This window comes from Gordonia pseudamarae, assembly GCF_025273675.1.
Classification (GTDB): domain Bacteria; phylum Actinomycetota; class Actinomycetes; order Mycobacteriales; family Mycobacteriaceae; genus Gordonia; species Gordonia pseudamarae.
In genome coordinates, this window is the sequence record NZ_CP045809.1 from 3,689,280 (window position 1) to 3,704,903 (window position 15,624).

Below are 15,624 nucleotides of genomic sequence, written 5' to 3' on the forward strand. Positions count from 1 at the left end.
CGGGCGGCCGGAATCCGTTACCACTAGCCGGGCAGACGACCGGATGACCGCGTTCTCACGACGATCGCGACGATGTCGTCGCCGTAGTCGGTGAGCTTCTTCTGGCCGATGCCGTGGATCTTGATCAACTCCTGGGGGTGGCCGGGGCCTGTTCGGCGATCGAGGTGAGCAGCTTCTCGCTCAGAACGGTGAAACCGGGCACCTTCTTGGCGTCGGCGACCTCGTCGCGCCACTGCCTCAGTTCGGCGAGCAGATTCTCGTCGATGTCGGCCGGGCAGCGTTCACAGCGGCCGAGCAGCGCGGCCGCCGACCCGACGAGACGGGTGCCGCAGATCCGGCACGACGGGCCGCGGCGTACCGGCGCCGGTTCGGCGATCCGGGAGGCCGGTGACGTGTCGGGCACGATGTCGTCGGTGACGAAGCGCGAACGGCGCCGGGCCCGGCCGCCCTCGTTGCGGGCCAGCGCCCACGACACCCGCAGATGTTCCCGGGCGCGGGTCACACCGACGTAGAACAGCCGGCGCTCCTCCTCGATCGCCTCGAAACCGGAATTGATGGCCTGCGAGATCGGCAACGAACCGTCGGTCAGACCGACCAGGAACACCGCATCCCATTCCAGGCCCTTGGCCGCGTGCAGCGACGACAACGTGACGCCCTGCACGGTGGGAGGGTGCCGGGACTGCGCTCGGGCGTTCAGTTCGGCCACCACCGAGCGCAGCGTCAGATCGGGCTGGGCAACGGCAAGATCGTCGACGAGGGCCGCGACCGCCCGCAGCGACTCCCAGCGGGCCCGCGCCTGCGCGCCCGACGGTTCATCCGGAGACAGCCCCAGCGGGGCCAGCACGGCACGGGTCACCATCGGCACATCGGCGTCGGCGGGCAGATCGTCGCGATGCGCGGCCTCGGTCAGCCCGCGCATCGCCTGCCGCACCTCGGTGCGGGCGAAGAACGATTCGCCGCCGCGCACCTGATACGGGATACCGGCCTCGGTGAGCGCCTGTTCGTGATTGTCCGACTGCGCGTTGATCCGGTACAAAATCGCGATCTCCGACGCCGGCACCCCCTGCTCGATCAGGTCGGCCACCTTCAGCGCCACGGCGGCCGCCTCGGCAGGCTCGTCCGGATACTCGGCGAACACCGGCTCGGGCCCGGCCGACCGCTGACCCAGCAGCCGCAGCCGCGTACCGGCGATCCGGCCGCGCGCCTGCCCGATCACCCGGTTGGCGAGGTCGACCACCTGCGGTGTCGAACGGTAGTCGCGTTCCAGCCGCACCAGGGTGGCATCGGGGAATCGACGGGTGAAGTCGAGCAGGTACGACGGGGTGGCACCGGTGAACGAATAGATGGTCTGGTTGGCATCCCCCACCACCGTCAGATCGTCCCGGGCACCCAGCCATTCAGCGAGCAGGCCCTGCTGCACGGGGGTGACGTCCTGGTATTCGTCGACGACGAAGCAACGATAACGTTCGCGGAACTCCTCGGCGATCGCCCGGTCGGTCCGCAGAATCTCGGTGGTGTAGATCAGCAGATCGTCGAAATCGAAGAGCCGATCACCGTTCTCGTCGACCTTCAGCCGTTCGTACGCGGCAAACACGGCGGCGACACGCTCGGCCGGTTGCGGTGTGTCACGGCCCAGTTCGGCGACGTCCTCGACATAGCGCGCCGGACCGATCAGCGATGCCTTGGCCCATTCGATCTCGGCGGCGAGGTCGCGGACCGCCTCCTTCGAGGTGGGCAGACCCACCCGGTGCGCGGCCCGCGAGACCATCTGGAACTTGTTGTCGAGCAATTCCCAGCGCAGCCCACCGAACGCCTGCGGCCAGAAGTAGCGCAGTTGACGCAACGCCGCGGCGTGAAAGGTCTGCGCCTGTACTCCGCCCACCTCGAGCGAGCGCAGGCGCCCGCGCATCTCCCCGGCCGCCCGCGCGGTGAACGTGACCGCGAGCACCTGGCCGGGATTGACCTGCCCCGATGTGGTGAGATGCGCAATGCGCCGGGTGATGGTCCGGGTCTTGCCGGTGCCCGCACCCGCCAGCACGCACACCGGTCCGCGCGGAGCGAGGACGGCGGCACGCTGCTCGGGATCGAGACCATCGAGGATGTCGGGCACGACACCACTATCGCAGGGCCCTACGACAGCGTCTTCGCACACCCGTTCGCCGGGTGACCGGGACATCCCCCGTCGCTACGCTCGCCTGCACATCCCCCGTCGCTCCGCTCGCCTGCACATCCCCCGTCGCTCCGCTCGCTCTGATCACACTCCGAGCTTGGCCTTCACCTCGGCGATCGACGGATTGGTGGCGGTGCTGCCGTCGGCGTACCGCACGGTGGGCACCACATGGTTGCCGCCGTTGACGCTGCCGACGAACTCGGCCGCATCCGGGTTGACCTCGATGTCGATCTCCTGCCAGCCGATACCGCTGGCCTTGAGCGCGGTCTTGAGCCGTGCACAGTAACCACACCACGAGGTGGTGTACATGGTCAGTTCGCCGTCGTCGGAGGTACGCGTGTCGTCATCGATCACATTGCTCATGCAGCACATAACACCACAGGTCGGCGCGGTGTTCCGGGTGGAGTCGCGTTACCGTCCGGCCTGCGGGTCCGCCCACGCCTCGATCATGGCGCGGGCGATCGAGATCGAACCGGGCAGCCGCAGCCGCGGCGCCCCGGCACCGGCCGGTGCCGGGGCGAGCGGAGCGACGGGAGATGCCGGGGCGAGCGGAGATGCCGGGGCGACGGGAGATATCCGGGCGCCGTCGGCGCGCGACCAGCCGCCGCCCGCCGCGAGCGCCTCGCGCACCTCGTCGCGATGGAACCAGATGGCGTCGCCGATCTCGCCGTCGAGAAAGCGCAGCGGCTCGTCGGGGTCGCCGAGCGCTTCGAATCCGAGCATCAGCGATCGCGGGAACGGCCACGGCTGGCTGCCGAGGTACCGCGGGTCGCGCACCGTGATGCCGACCTCCTCGTGCACCTCGCGGATCACGCACTGTTCCAGCGATTCACCCGGTTCGACGAAACCGGCCAGAGTCGAGTACCAGCCGTCGGGCCACACCGCCTGCCGGCCGAGCAGCACTCGGTCGGCACCGTCGTGCACCACCGTGATGATCGCCGGATCGGTACGCGGGAACTCGTCGGCGGCGGTCGCCTTGTTGTGTCCGGCCAGGTTCGGGCCGCCCAGTGCGGGCCGGCGCACCCAACCGCCGCGCGCCGCGACGATCGGTACCCCGTCGACGGGCGAGAAACGAGCGGTGGCATGCCAATTGAGAATGCCCAGGGCGGTGACCAGCAGCCCCGCCTCGTCGGCGCCGAGCAGTTCGGCTCCGCGGCGGGGGTCGGCGGTCGGCCCGTCCACATGATCGACGCGCCGCGCCCACAGGTGACCGGAAGCGTCCTGCGCGTCGGAGACTCCGGCAGACACCGCGTCGGACACCCCGAGGAACACCGCATCGGGGCCCGGTTCGGGGCCGAGCGTCTGCGCATCGACCCAGTGCAGCGTGCCATCGCCGGTCACCGGATAGCGTCCGGTGGAATCGACGAGCAGCACCCGCGCCGACGGCCAGCCCGACAGCAGCGCGGCCGGGTCGTCACGCAGTTCGTCGGCACGGTGGAATGTCGCACGCGACAACAGCGGCGGCTGCGTCAGCGTGAACCGAAGCGCCTGACGTCGGGATTCAGTCATCGGCCGGTCCGCCCTGTCGTACGTACAGCAGGCGATCGCCCACTTCGATCTGTTCCACCTCACTGTCGTCCACGCGGTACAGCACGCCCTCACGAACCACCCCGAGCACGATGTCCTTGGTGTGCTTGGGCGAGCCGCCGGTCTCGGTCGGGTCCACCTCGCGTTCGGCGATCGAGTAGCCCTCATCCGGGGTCAGCAGATCCTCGATCACCTCCACCACGGTCGGGGTCTTGGTGGCGATGCCCAGCAACCGGCCCGCCGTCTCCGACGACACCACAACCGAATTCGCACCCGACTGGCGCATCAGGTGCTGATTCTCGGCCTCCCGGATGGAGGCGACGATCTTGGCCCGCGGATTGATCTCACGGGCCGTCAGCGTCGCCAGCACCGCCGTGTCGTCGCGGTTGGTGGCCACCACGATCGATGCCGCGTGTGCCACCCCCGCCAGCCGCAGCACATCGGACTTGGTGGCATCACCGCGCACCGTCACCAGACCGTCCTGCGCGGCCGCCTCCAGCACCGCCGCGTCGGCGTCGACGACGACGATCTCGGCCCGTTTGATGCCGTCGCCGATCATCGCCTCGACGGCCGTGCGGCCCTTGGTGCCGTAACCGATCACCACCGTGTGATTACGCACTGAGTTCCTCCATCGCTGAATCTTCAAGGCCTGCCGCGAACGCTCGGTGAGCACCTCCAGGGTGGTACCGATCAGCACGATCAGGAACAGCACACGCATCGGCGTGATGATCAGAATGTTCACCAGCCGCGCCTGCGGCGACAGCGGCGTGATGTCACCGTAGCCGGTGGTCGAGAGGGTGACCGCCGAATAGTAGAGCGAGTCGAGGAACGACAGCGCGTTGCCCTGCGCGTCGCGGTAGCCGTGGCGGTCGAGGTAGACGATCACCGCGGTGAAGAACAGCGCCACGACCGCGAACACCACCCGCTTGCCGATCGCCCGCCACGGGCTGGCCTGCAGTTCGGGAATACTGATGACGCCCACGAGCGCGTAGTCGGGCCCCTCCGACAACTGATCCGAGCGCAGCCGGATCCGGTTACGGACGGCCACACCGACGCCCATCGGTCATCGTCAACCCGCGTCCGGCAACCGACGCCCGGTGTCGCGTAGCGCGCGATACATGCCTCACAAGACCTTGAATCTAATACCCTCCGGCGGTTTCGCAAGCAGGGGCGGACGCGGCACGCCGCACCGGGATTCGCCGGCCGCCTCCGCGCCTATCTGGCCAGCAACGCCGCGAGCGCCTCCCGGTCGGGCAGATCGTCCGGTTCGAGTGTCTCCCCCGACCGCACGTAGTGGAACGCGGCGCGTACCTTCTCCACCGGTACCCCGGCCAGCTGCGCCCACGCGATCCGGTACGCGGCCAGCTGCACGATCAACGACGTCCGCCTGGCCGGTTCGGGCACCGACCCCGTCTTCCAGTCCACCACCAGCCAGCGGCCCTCACCCTCGGCGAATACCGCGTCGATGCGGCCGCGGATCACCGTCGTACCGATCACCGTCTCGAACGGCACCTCCACCTCGCTCGGGGTGCGCTGAGCCCATCGTGAGGCAAGGAACCGCTCCCGCAGTGCGTCCAGATCGGAGTCGGGCGCGGCAGTCGCGTCGGCGGCCCCCGGCAACTCGTCGATGTCCAGGAGCCGGGTCGCCCCGAACCAACGCTCCACCCAGGCGTGAAAGGCGGTGCCGCGCCTCGCGGTCGGATTCGGCGGAAACGGGGTCGGCCGGCGCAGGCGCTGCGCGAAAGTCTGCTCGTCGGCGTCGAGTTCGACGAGCTGACTCACCGACAGATGTGCCGGCAACTCCACCTCGATCAGCGCCTGGTTGACACTGCGCAGTTCGGCGAGCAGTGCGTCGGCCTCGGCACGCCAGGCCGCGATCACCGGATCGTCGGGGTCGGCCACCACCGGAGCCGATGCGGCAGGGCCACGTTTGCGGCTCCCACGCCCGGGTTTTCGCGGTGCGGCTTCGGCCGGCGCGTCGAACAGGCCCGGCGCCTCCCGTCCGGCGAGGGCGCCGAACACCCGGTCCGCGGCCTCACGCATCACCTCCCGCCGCCCGGCGAGCGGATCGTGTGGCCACGGCCGCGAGGCGTCCAGCTCGGCGAGCGGATTGCTGTCGCCGTCCTCGGGCGGATCGGCCACCTCATCCAGTCGCAGACCCTCGGAGTCGGCGGCCGGATCGGCCAGCGCCGACCGGGTGATCTCCAGCAGTTCGTCGAAGAACACCGACGGACCGCGCGGCTTATCATCGCCCTCGGACCAGTGGTGAGCCGACACCAGCAACTCGTCCTTGGCGCGGGTCAGCGCCACATACAACAGCCTGCGATCCTCCTCCAGCCGACGCTCCTTGATGGCCTCCCGATGCTCGACCAGGAGATTCTCCAACTCCTTGCGGTCGGCCGCCCCGGACACATCACATCGGGGAAAACCCTCTGATTCAGCACCTTTCGTGCCGGCATCGGCCAGATCACCACGAAGCTCGGCGGGCAGTTCCCGCGCACTGCCCAGCCACGTCGAATCGGCCTTGCCTCCCGGGAAGATCCGGTCACACAGATGCACCACGGCCACCACATCCCATTCCAGGCCTTTCGCGGCGTGCACCGTCAGAATCTGCACCCGATGTTCGGCTACCTCCACATGTCCGGGCTCGAGCCCCTTCTCGATGGACTGCGCCGCGGCCAGGAACGACAGCAGACCGGGCAGATTCGCGCCGGGCCGGTCGGCGAACCTCGACACGTACGCGGCGAATGCGTCGAGTTGCTCACGGCCGGTGACGGTTCCGCGCATCCGCCGCGCCTGGATCTGTGCCTCCACCGACACTCCCAGGGTGTGCTCCACATCGGCCACCAGCTCCGGCAGCGGCTGACCGATCCTGCGGCGCAACGACTCCACCTGCCCGCCGAAGGCGCGGATCCGGGCATAGCCGTCGGGACTGTAGCGGTCCGGGTCACCCGGATCCACCAGCGCGTCACCGATACCGGCCTGGTCGATCAGGTCGGTCGGCAGCACCGCGTCGAGCGCCTTGTCCAACTCCTCCCGGGTGGCCACCGCCCCCGACGTCCCATAGCCCGACGCCACCGCCAGTTCGCGGGCCCGGCGCCACAGCGCGCTGATGTCGGCGGCCCCCAGCTGCCAGCGCGGACCGGTCAACAGGCGCATCGCCGCCGACCCCGCCAGCGGGTCGGCCACCAGCTTGAGCGTCGCGACGATATCGGCGACCTCCGGAACGTGCAGCAGGCCGCCGATGCCCACCACCTCCGCGGGAATACCCCGGGCGGCCAGCGCGGCGGCCAGCGGCGCCGAGTCCTCGTTGCGCCGCACCAGGATCGCCGCCGTCGGCGGGGTCCGCCCGGCCTCCTCCGCGGCCCGGTACCGGTCCTCGATCCGGTCGGCCACCCAGTCGCGTTCGTCGATGACGGTGTCGCACAGCGCTAATCTCGCGACACCGGCGGGCGCACCCTCGCGCGGACGCAGCACGCTCACCGGAATACCCCTGCGCCGCAACTCTTCGGAGGTCTCGTTGGCCAGTTTCAGCGCGGTCCTGCTGTTGCGCCAACTCGTCAGCAGCTCCAGGCGCCGGGCCTGCGAACCGTCCGCCCACCGGAAATCACGGGTGAATCGCGGCAGGTTGGCCGCCGACGCACCACGCCAGCCGTAGATGGACTGGATCGGATCGCCCACCGCGGTCACCGCCACCGACCCCCCTCCCCCGATCTGCCGACCGAACAACGAGGACAACAGGATCCGCTGGGAATGTCCGGTGTCCTGATACTCGTCGAGCAACACCGCCCGCACCGCGCCGCGTTCGGACTCGGCCACCTCCGGATTGTCACGCACCAGCCGCGCCGCCATCGACATCTGCGACCCGAAATCAAGCGCCGACTGCCGGCGCATCTCCGCACCCAACTCCACCACCAGCGGCACCAACTGCCGCCGCTCGTCGATCACCGCCTGAACCTTGCGCAGCGCCTGACTCGGCTCGGCCCGCTGGCGCGGCGCCTTGGGCAGCGTGTCGATCAGCCCGTACAGAGTGTCACCGGCGGTCGCGAGCGCGGACACGTCCACCAGATGCTCGGCCAACTCCGAATACAGCGACAAGACCGCCTCGGTCACCGATGCGGGCGTCTTGTCGGTGTCGAGTTCACCCACCCAGTTCGACACCACCGAGAACGCCAACTGCCACAACTCCGTCTCCGACAGCAGCGTGGACGACGGCTCCATCGGCAACAGCAGCCCGTAGTCGGCGATCAACCTGCCCGCGTACGCGTGATAGGTACTCACCTCCGGATCAGCGCTGCGCAGCCGGGCGGCCAACTCCCCACCCGGATCCCACATACGCAATGCCGGCGAACCCGCCAGCATCGACAGCCGCCGCCGGATCCGCGCCCCCAGTTCACTGGCCGCCTTGCGCGTGAACGTCAGCCCGAGCACCTCCTCCGGCCCGGCCAGCTGGTTGGCCACCAGCCACACCACCCGTGAGGCCATCGTCTCGGTCTTGCCCGCGCCGGCACCCGCCACCACCAGCACCGGCTCCATCGGTGCCTCGATGACGGCCACCTGTTCCTCCGTCGGCGACGGCAAACCCAATGCGGCAGCCAACGCCCGCGCACTAATCATCGAGAACGGTCCTGCCCTCGTGGTGGGCGGGACAGCTGGTGGTGACCGGGCAGTGCGGGCAACCAGGATTGGGCGAGGCGGCATACCGCGGTCCGATCGATGCCCGGGCAGCCTTGCGTATCAACATGATCCATTCGTCCATCACCTCGGCATCGGGCGGGTCCTGCACTCGTTCGGACGCACCGGTGGTGCGATTGGACGAGGACACATACACCAGCCGGCCACCCCCGGTGTCCCCCACACCGTTCTTGTCCGCACCGTTCTTGTCCTCACCGTTCTTGTTCCCGCCCAGCCCCGGCACCCCGCCGAGTGTCAGCGCCACCTGGTAGGTGGCCAGCTGGGCGTGTTCCTGCGCGTCGGCCTTGGAGATCGGGGTCTTTCCGGTCTTCACGTCGATCACCACCGGACGCCCCCTGTGATCGAGTTCGAGGCGATCGATCCGCCCTCGCAGACGCACCGCGGGGTCAGCCGGACCATCCTCGCCGCCGTCGCCCCTCTCCGGCGGCAGCACCGCGTCGATATCGGCCTCCACCCCGAACTCGCTGAGATCGGCCCGCGACACTCTCAGCCACTCACGGAAATTGGCCAGCATCGCCTCGGCACGCTCGAGTTCGCGTCGCGAGAACCACGCCGCACCACTGTCGACCCGATCCCACACCTCCCGCAGTGCCGCGGTCACCTCGGCGGGGTCGATCCGGCCGGCCGTGGCCTGCACCAGCGTGTGCACCAGGGTGCCGGTGACCGCGGGAGCCTGATCGCCGTCCCGGCCCCCGTGCCGCTCCAGCAGCCAGCGCAGCGAACACAGCGACAACGTCTCGGTGGTGGACGGGGACAGCACCACCGGCCCGTCGTCGGGCGTCCACAGCGCGGCATCGGTGCTGGGTCCGGCCAGCCCGTACCAGTCGCGCGGGTGGGCACCGGGCACATCCGCGTCGGCCAGCTCGGCCAACAACGCAGCCGCCGCCTGCACCCGGCGCACCGACTCCGGTTCCGTACCTTCGGTTCCCGCCACCAGCGCGGTCCGCAGCGCGGCCACCAGCGACGGCAGGGACAACACCCTGTCGACGCCTGGGTCCAGTGGCAGATCTGCGGGCGGCGCCTGCCCGTCCGCCGGGTCCGATGTGGTCAGGCCGAGAGTGTCGGCGATCTCCAACAGAAACCGGGACGGCGACGACGTGTCGCCGTCATCGACCGCCGAAAGCATCAGCGTGCGCCGCGCCCGGCTGCACGCCACCAGCAACAGCCTGCGTTCGTCGGCCAGCGCCACCGACCCACGGGCAACGGTGTCGACGGCATCGGGATGCACGCCGTCGAGCAGATCCACGAGCGACCCGGTGGCAAGCACGCTGCCCCGGCTGCGCAGCGACGGCCACAGACCGTCGGCCACCCCGGCCACCGCGACGACCTCCCACTCGCGGCCCACCGCCGCATGCGCCGACATCACCGACACCGATTCTGCGGCCACATGCGGGGTACGACTGTCGCGGGGAATCTGCAACTGAGTCAGATGACGGACGAACGCGGCCGGTCCGGCCGTGGGCAGGTTGTCGGTGAACGTTCCGGCGACCTCGAACATCGCGATCACCGCGTCCAGATCCCGGTCGGCCTGCTCGCCGATCGGACCACCCCGCAAAGCCGTTGCCGCCCAGCGCCGATCATGTCCGGTCGCCTGCCACGCCGCCCACAGGGTGTGTTCGAGTCCCATTCCGCCGGCATGCGCCCGATACCCGGCGCCGACGGCCTTGCGCACCCGGTTAAGTGGCGCGAGTTCGGTGTCGGACAAGGCTTTCGCGTACCGATCGGCCACGGCGTCGTCGAGGATCGCCGCCCGCAACGACACCAGCGAATCGGGCACCTGGCCGTCACCGGCGATCTGCGCAGGATGGGCCTCGTCGTACCGCCGGATACCGCGACGCAACCTGCGCATCGCGCCCGGATCGGCGCCACCTATCACCCCGGTGATCAGCTCGACGGTGTGGTCGATCCCGAACAGCTCTGTATCCAATGGTCGGGTCCCGGCCGGCCCCTCAGACCCCGTCTTCCTCCCTCGCTCGGACAGGGCCGGATCATCGCGGGCGGCGACGGCGCGCAGCACCAGCATCAGGCCGGTCACCGCGCGCTGGCGGTGCAGCGGCAGATCGGAGGTCTGGGTGCTCATCGGTACCCCGGCCGACCGGAACGCGCGCCGCAACGCGGGCATCGACAACGACACGGAGCGCACGATCACCGCCATCTGCGACCACGGCACCCCCTCGAACAGATGCGCCCGGCGCAGCAGATCGGCCACGGCGGTGGCTTCCTTTGCCGCCGAGCTGAACACCCGCACCGATGCCGACCCCGGCCGCTCCTCGGCGTCGGGTTGCTCAGGGTCTTGTGGTTCGGGGTCCTGGGGTTCGGGATACGGGTGCGGGCGGGCACCGGGCAGCCGACGGGCCAGCAGTCCGCCGACGCGGTTGACCTCGGGATGCGAACGCAGGTCCTCGGTGAGGACGATGTCGTGGTCGCTGCCGGACTCGGCGAGGCCATCCGCGAAAACCGGGCTGGCGCCGCGGAATCCGAACACCGACTGGTCGGTGTCGGCGGTGATGATCGTCGATGCGGTACCGGTGCCGACGAGCTTCAGCAGGTAGGCGGCCTGCGGGTCCAGGTGCTGGGCGTCGTCGACGATGAGGTGGCGGATGCGACGGCGTTGGGCGGTGAGCAGGTCCGGATCAGTGGCGAACGCCGACAACGCCGACCCGACGAGTTCGGCGGCGTCGACGGCCGGCGCGGAGGCTCCCGGGGTGGACAGGCCGACGCTGCCGCGCAGCAGCATCGTCTGCTCGTACTGGGCATAGGCACGGCCGGCCGCCACCCATTCGGGACGTTTATGCTTGCGCCCCAACGCCACCAGTTCCTCAGGACCGGCGCCACGTTCGGCCGCCCGCATCAGCAGATCACGCAACGCCTGCGCGAATCCGTCCGTACCCAGCGCGGGCCGCAGGTGTACCGGCCAGTACCCGGCCCCGTCCTCGATGTCGCCCGCGAGCAACTCCCGTAACACCACGTCCTGCTCGGAACCGGTGATGAGCCGGGGCGGCGGATTGCCGTGTGCGGCGGCCTGCAACCGGAGGATCGCGAAGGCGTACGAATGCACGGTACGCACCAGCGGCTCCCGCAACGCGCCGCCGAACCCGGCGGTTCCGACGGCCGGGTCCCGGCCGGCCAGTACCCGCCGGGTGATCTCCTCCCGCAGCGCGATCGACGCCCGCCGGCTGGGCGCGATCACCAGCACCGATTCGGGGTCGACGCCGGGTGTGGACAGCCTGGCGACGGCGGCGTCGACGACCAGCGCCGTCTTACCGGTGCCCGGTCCGCCGTGCACCCGGTACGGCCGCCACGCCCGCGCATCCGGTGATCGGCGTACGTCGTCGATGACCCTGCGCACCGGCTCGGGCCACCGGCGCGGTGCACCCATGTCGCCGTGTGCGGCGATCAGCCGCGCGCGCAGGGCGGTACCCCGCACTGGCTGATTGCGTGGTTGTGACCGTCGGGACATGATCCCTATGCAATCACGCGCCACCGACACTGCCCGCCCGGCGTCCGGGATAATGGCCGCATGACTCTGTTCACCCACGCTTTCGGTCCGGCCCGCCACGAGGTGCCGACCGGAACACCCACGGTTCTGGCGATCCACGGGCTGACCGGGCACGGTGACCGCTGGCGCTTCCTGGCCGCCGACCTGCCGGAGGTCCGCATCCTCGCACCCGATCTGCGTGGGCACGGACAGTCACCGTTCACCCCTCCGTGGTCCTTCGAGGCCAACCTCGACGGTCTCGAAGATATTGTCGCCATAGAGGATCCGACTGAACTGGTGATCGTGGGACATTCATTCGGCGGCGCGTTGGCAATGCGGCTGGCGCACCGGCTCGCCGCGTCGGCGGTACGCGTGCGGGCGGTCATCGCGCTCGATCCGGCGCAGGGCCTCGACCCGCAGCGGGCGCTGGAGGTGTCGACGCTGAGCCTGGAGCACTGGGACTACGCCGATGCCGACGCCGCACGCTCGGCCAAACGCGCCGAAGGATGGGCGCTGGTGCCCGAATACATTCTCGAGCACGAGATCACCACGCACCTGGTCCCCAACTCCGCGGGCCGGGTGCAGTGGCGGGTCAGCGCACCGGCGGCGGCGACCGCGTGGAGTGAGATGGCCCGGCCAGCGGTGGCCGCACCCGAAGGTGTTCCGACGACGATCGTGGTCGCCGACCGCGTCGACCCCCCGTTCATCAGCGAACAATTCCTCGCCGACTGCGGACCGGATGTGACTGTGCTGCATGCAGATTGCGAACACATGGTGCCGTTCCTGGAACCCGGCCTGGTGGCCCGGCTGATCCGCGAGGCGATCTGGTAGCCCGATGGCTACTGTTTCCGACAACGACATCGAGGCGGTCCGGGCCCTCGTCGCCGCAATCCCCGAAGGTCGGGTCACCACGTATGGCGACCTGGCCACCGCCGTCGGTCTGTCGTCTCCCCGGATCGTGGGCTGGATCATGCGCACCGACTCCGCCGACCTCCCCTGGCACCGGGTGGTCCCCGCGAGCGGCCGGCCCGCCGCCCACCTGGAGAACCGTCAACTCGACCGGCTGCGAGAGGAAGGCGTGCCCTGCGCCGACGGCCGGATCCGGCTGCGGGAATGCCGGTGGCAGCCGCCCACGGCATGATCGGAGCATTGCGTGTCGAGGGCTGCGACGAGTTGAGCGCTGTGAGCGTTGAAACCCGCCACGCGTCATCTCACGGGGTTTCGAGGCTCGTCGCTTACGCTCCTTGCACCTTAACCGGCGAGGGGTGGCGATTTCAGCGCCAGGTGACTGCGGTGGAGCGACGGTAGGGGCTGACGGCGGCGCGCATCCGGGTGACGATGAGGTCGCAGATGCGCGGGTCGGCGCCGAGGGGTTCGGCGACCGCGTCCACGTCCATGGTGTGCAGCCGGGAATGGAACAGACCCGGTGCCAGCAGATAGCTGGCGACGACGAGTTTCCCGCCGCGGCGCAGCAGTCGCCGGGAACGGGCGATCGCCTGGGGCACAGTGGGTTCGGCGGTGGCGATGAAACCGACCTCAACCCGGCCCCCGATCAGGGATTCGAGCTGCCGGGCGGCCAGATGCACCTGCCCCCGGGCCGAGGCATCCGACGACCCGGCCGCCGCCAGCACCACCGTGTCACCGGGCTCCCAGCCGGCCTCGATCAACCGCAATCGCAGCACCGCGGCGATCACCGGGTCGGGCCCGAGTGCGCGCGTGACGATCGATCCGGAACGTCCGGACTCTGCGATATATCCCGGAAGATCCTGGCGCACATGATATCCCGATGCCAGGAAGGCAGGAACGATGACGGCCGGACGATCGTCGGCGAGATCGTTGAGCACCTCGGCCGGTGTCGGGCCGAGAACGTCGACGAACGCGGTCCGGGTGGTTCCGACCCGCTCACCGACGGCGGCGGCGATCTCGGCGATCATGTTGACGCCATGCGGGTTTCGCGTCCCATGAGCAACGATCACGGGATTCACCTCCCGCATCCGGTCGCCGAGGGGCAAAGGTGTCTCCATCATTCGTCCTCCCCGTCGTACTCCAGGTCGACGGCCAGCCGGTACCCGCGCTTGACCACGGTCTGAATCATCTTCGGATCACCCAGCGCGCCACGAAGTCTGGCCACGGCCACCTCGACGGCGTGGGTGTCACAGCTGTCCCCGGGCAAACCCGCGAGCAGGTCGGTGCGCGAGACCACCCTGCCCGGGTTGACCGCCAGGGTCTTGAGCAGGGTCATGCTGGTCGCCGACAGTTCGAGCAGCTTGTCGTCCACTATCACCGACTGGCCGCGAATGGCGGTGTCGTGGCCGTGCACGCGGAGGCGGTGGCTGCGCCGCGGCAGTTCGTCGGTGATCAGCCGGGCCAGCGCGCCCAACCGGTAGCGGTGTGGGTATATCGTCGGAATCTGCTGCGCCTCAATCGGCCCCGCCGTCACCGAACCCACGCAGAACACCGGCACCGAGGTACGCATGGCGTGGGTGAGCGCGGCCATCTTGCCCAGTTCCTTCGCGCGGGTGAACAGCGCGGCCACCGCGGGTGCGCTGGTGAAGGTGATCGCGTCCAGATCCGACCGGATGACGGCCGCGATCAGTTTGTCGATCCGTGCCACGTCCGGGTGGACGTTCCAGCGGTACACGGGCACCGGCAGCACGTTCGCACCGGCAGCCCGCAACACATCGCAGAAGTCCGGCAGTGGTTCCCATTCGGTTGTCGCCCCGTGCAACTGCACCGCCACCCGCAGACCCTCGACACCCTCGTCGAGAAGTTTGTCGAGCACCTCCGAGGACGACTCACTGTCGGGCGACCACTCCTCGGTCAGTCCGGCGGCCCGGATGGCACCCTTGGCCTTGGGGCCACGCGCGATCAGTCTGCTGCCGCCGAGCGCCCCCAGCAATTCCTCGGCATTCCCCCAACCCTCCGCGGCCTCGACCCAGCCACGGAAGCCGATGCCGGTGGTGGCCACCATCAGATCGGGCGGATCGGCGATGATCTCCTCGGTGACCTCGGCCAGCGCCGAATCGTCGGCCAGCGGCACGATGATGATCGTCGGCGCACTCATCACCTGGGCGCCGCGCCGGGCGAGCAGTGCGCCGAACTCCTCCGAGCGGCGTGCGGCGGTGAGTCCGATGGTGAATCCGGTCAGCGGCAACGGGGCATCACCTCCGTCACCGTCGTCGGACGTGTCGGCGCCGGGTGCGGGCGGGACGGTCCTGGCGCGGGTGGATGCCGTCCGCCCGACCGGACCGACGCTCCCAGTTGGTCCGGTACTCATCGTTTCGGGAAGAACACCTCGACGGCGCCGGCCCGCACGACGACCGCATAGCTCGACAACGACCGTGAGTCGTCGTCGAGGCACACGCCGCTGCGCAACGAGAATGCCTGTTTGCCGAGCGGGCTGGTCACCATCGGCTCGCCGTCACGGTCTCCGGTCAGCCCACGCGAGATCACCGCGGCCCGCGCGAAGGGGTCGATGTTGCCCACCGCGTACAGCTTGCTGCGGCCGGGACCGGCCTCGCGGTCCGATTCGGCGGCAGGCACGCGGAACAGCGCGACCTGTTCGAAATCCGGTCCGAGGACCCCCACGCCGCGGCCGATCGAGAGGTCGGCCAGCATGCACGCCCGCACCCACGATCCGTCGACGGCGCCGGGATGGGTCGCCGCCACCTCCCGGACCATCGAGCGCGGGGCGACCAGGGTCTCGTCGGTTGTCTGTTGTGTTGTCATTTCAGTGCTCCTTCGGGCTGGGAAG

The 15,624-nt window shown here is 69.6% G+C and carries 10 protein-coding genes and 1 pseudogene; 2 read left to right on the plus strand and 9 right to left on the minus strand.

What is annotated here, in order from left to right; translation table 11 throughout:
- Nucleotides 1-23: 23 nt before the first annotated feature.
- The 6 genes and pseudogenes from GII31_RS16400 to GII31_RS16425 form a co-directional block, all read right to left on the minus strand.
- A pseudogene (locus GII31_RS16400) lies at nt 24-2,176 on the minus strand (ATP-dependent DNA helicase UvrD2).
- Between the two features lie 78 nt (nt 2,177-2,254).
- On the minus strand, nt 2,255-2,533 hold the full coding sequence (locus GII31_RS16405) for a mycoredoxin (RefSeq protein WP_213244462.1): 279 nt from the start codon (nt 2,531-2,533) through the stop codon (nt 2,255-2,257).
- 48 nt (nt 2,534-2,581) lie between these two features.
- On the minus strand, nt 2,582-3,679 hold the full coding sequence (gene nudC / locus GII31_RS16410; protein ID WP_213244463.1) for an NAD(+) diphosphatase: 1,098 nt from the start codon (nt 3,677-3,679) through the stop codon (nt 2,582-2,584).
- Nucleotides 3,672-4,757, minus strand: coding sequence for a potassium channel family protein (locus GII31_RS16415; protein ID WP_213244464.1), 1,086 nt, complete (start codon nt 4,755-4,757; stop codon nt 3,672-3,674). The genes nudC and GII31_RS16415 overlap by 8 nt, the downstream gene beginning before the upstream one ends.
- Nucleotides 4,758-4,912: 155 nt before the next feature.
- Nucleotides 4,913-8,314 carry an ATP-dependent helicase gene (locus tag GII31_RS16420; RefSeq protein ID WP_260840053.1) on the minus strand — a complete coding sequence of 1,134 codons (3,402 nt, stop codon included), beginning with the start codon at nt 8,312-8,314 and terminating at the stop codon, nt 4,913-4,915.
- A complete protein-coding gene (locus GII31_RS16425; protein ID WP_213244466.1) occupies nt 8,307-11,852 on the minus strand; it encodes an ATP-dependent helicase in 3,546 nt (1,181 codons plus the stop codon). The genes GII31_RS16420 and GII31_RS16425 overlap by 8 nt, the downstream gene beginning before the upstream one ends.
- Nucleotides 11,853-11,912: 60 nt before the next feature.
- Here GII31_RS16425 and GII31_RS16430 point away from each other — a divergent pair, with 60 nt between their 5' ends.
- Nucleotides 11,913-12,701 (plus strand): alpha/beta hydrolase, encoded by a 789-nt coding sequence (locus GII31_RS16430; protein WP_213244467.1) that lies wholly within the window; start codon nt 11,913-11,915, stop codon nt 12,699-12,701.
- A 4-nt stretch (nt 12,702-12,705) separates the two neighbouring features.
- Complete coding sequence (locus GII31_RS16435) at nt 12,706-13,011, plus strand: MGMT family protein (protein ID WP_213244468.1); 306 nt, start codon at nt 12,706-12,708, stop codon at nt 13,009-13,011.
- Between the two features lie 133 nt (nt 13,012-13,144).
- Here GII31_RS16435 and GII31_RS16440 read toward each other — a convergent pair whose 3' ends face one another.
- Genes GII31_RS16440 through GII31_RS16450 form a run of 3 tightly spaced genes read right to left on the minus strand, consistent with a single transcriptional unit; the run spans nt 13,145 to nt 15,551 of the window.
- A complete protein-coding gene (locus GII31_RS16440) occupies nt 13,145-13,894 on the minus strand; it encodes a sirohydrochlorin chelatase (RefSeq protein ID WP_213250591.1) in 750 nt (249 codons plus the stop codon).
- Nucleotides 13,894-15,147: a uroporphyrinogen-III synthase gene (locus GII31_RS16445; RefSeq protein WP_246221921.1), complete on the minus strand. Its 1,254-nt coding sequence runs from the start codon at nt 15,145-15,147 to the stop codon at nt 13,894-13,896. Before GII31_RS16445 ends, GII31_RS16440 begins: the two co-directional genes overlap by 1 nt.
- Complete coding sequence (locus GII31_RS16450; RefSeq protein ID WP_246222337.1) at nt 15,144-15,551, minus strand: nitrite reductase (NAD(P)H) small subunit; 408 nt, start codon at nt 15,549-15,551, stop codon at nt 15,144-15,146. The genes GII31_RS16445 and GII31_RS16450 overlap by 4 nt, the downstream gene beginning before the upstream one ends.
- Nucleotides 15,552-15,624: the final 73 nt, after the last annotated feature.

Bases quoted from the DNA above. Each gene is read 5' to 3' on its own strand.
- GII31_RS16405 (WP_213244462.1), bottom strand. From the start codon at position 2,533: ATGAGCAATGTGATCGATGACGACACGCGTACCTCCGACGACGGCGAA.
- nudC (WP_213244463.1), bottom strand. From the start codon at position 3,679: ATGACTGAATCCCGACGTCAGGCGCTTCGGTTCACGCTGACGCAGCCG.
- GII31_RS16415 (WP_213244464.1), bottom strand. From the start codon at position 4,757: ATGGGCGTCGGTGTGGCCGTCCGTAACCGGATCCGGCTGCGCTCGGAT.
- GII31_RS16420 (WP_260840053.1), bottom strand. From the start codon at position 8,314: ATGATTAGTGCGCGGGCGTTGGCTGCCGCATTGGGTTTGCCGTCGCCG.
- GII31_RS16425 (WP_213244466.1), bottom strand. From the start codon at position 11,852: ATGTCCCGACGGTCACAACCACGCAATCAGCCAGTGCGGGGTACCGCC.
- GII31_RS16430 (WP_213244467.1), top strand. From the start codon at position 11,913: ATGACTCTGTTCACCCACGCTTTCGGTCCGGCCCGCCACGAGGTGCCG.
- GII31_RS16435 (WP_213244468.1), top strand. From the start codon at position 12,706: ATGGCTACTGTTTCCGACAACGACATCGAGGCGGTCCGGGCCCTCGTC.
- GII31_RS16440 (WP_213250591.1), bottom strand. From the start codon at position 13,894: ATGGAGACACCTTTGCCCCTCGGCGACCGGATGCGGGAGGTGAATCCC.
- GII31_RS16445 (WP_246221921.1), bottom strand. From the start codon at position 15,147: ATGAGTACCGGACCAACTGGGAGCGTCGGTCCGGTCGGGCGGACGGCA.
- GII31_RS16450 (WP_246222337.1), bottom strand. From the start codon at position 15,551: ATGGTCCGGGAGGTGGCGGCGACCCATCCCGGCGCCGTCGACGGATCG.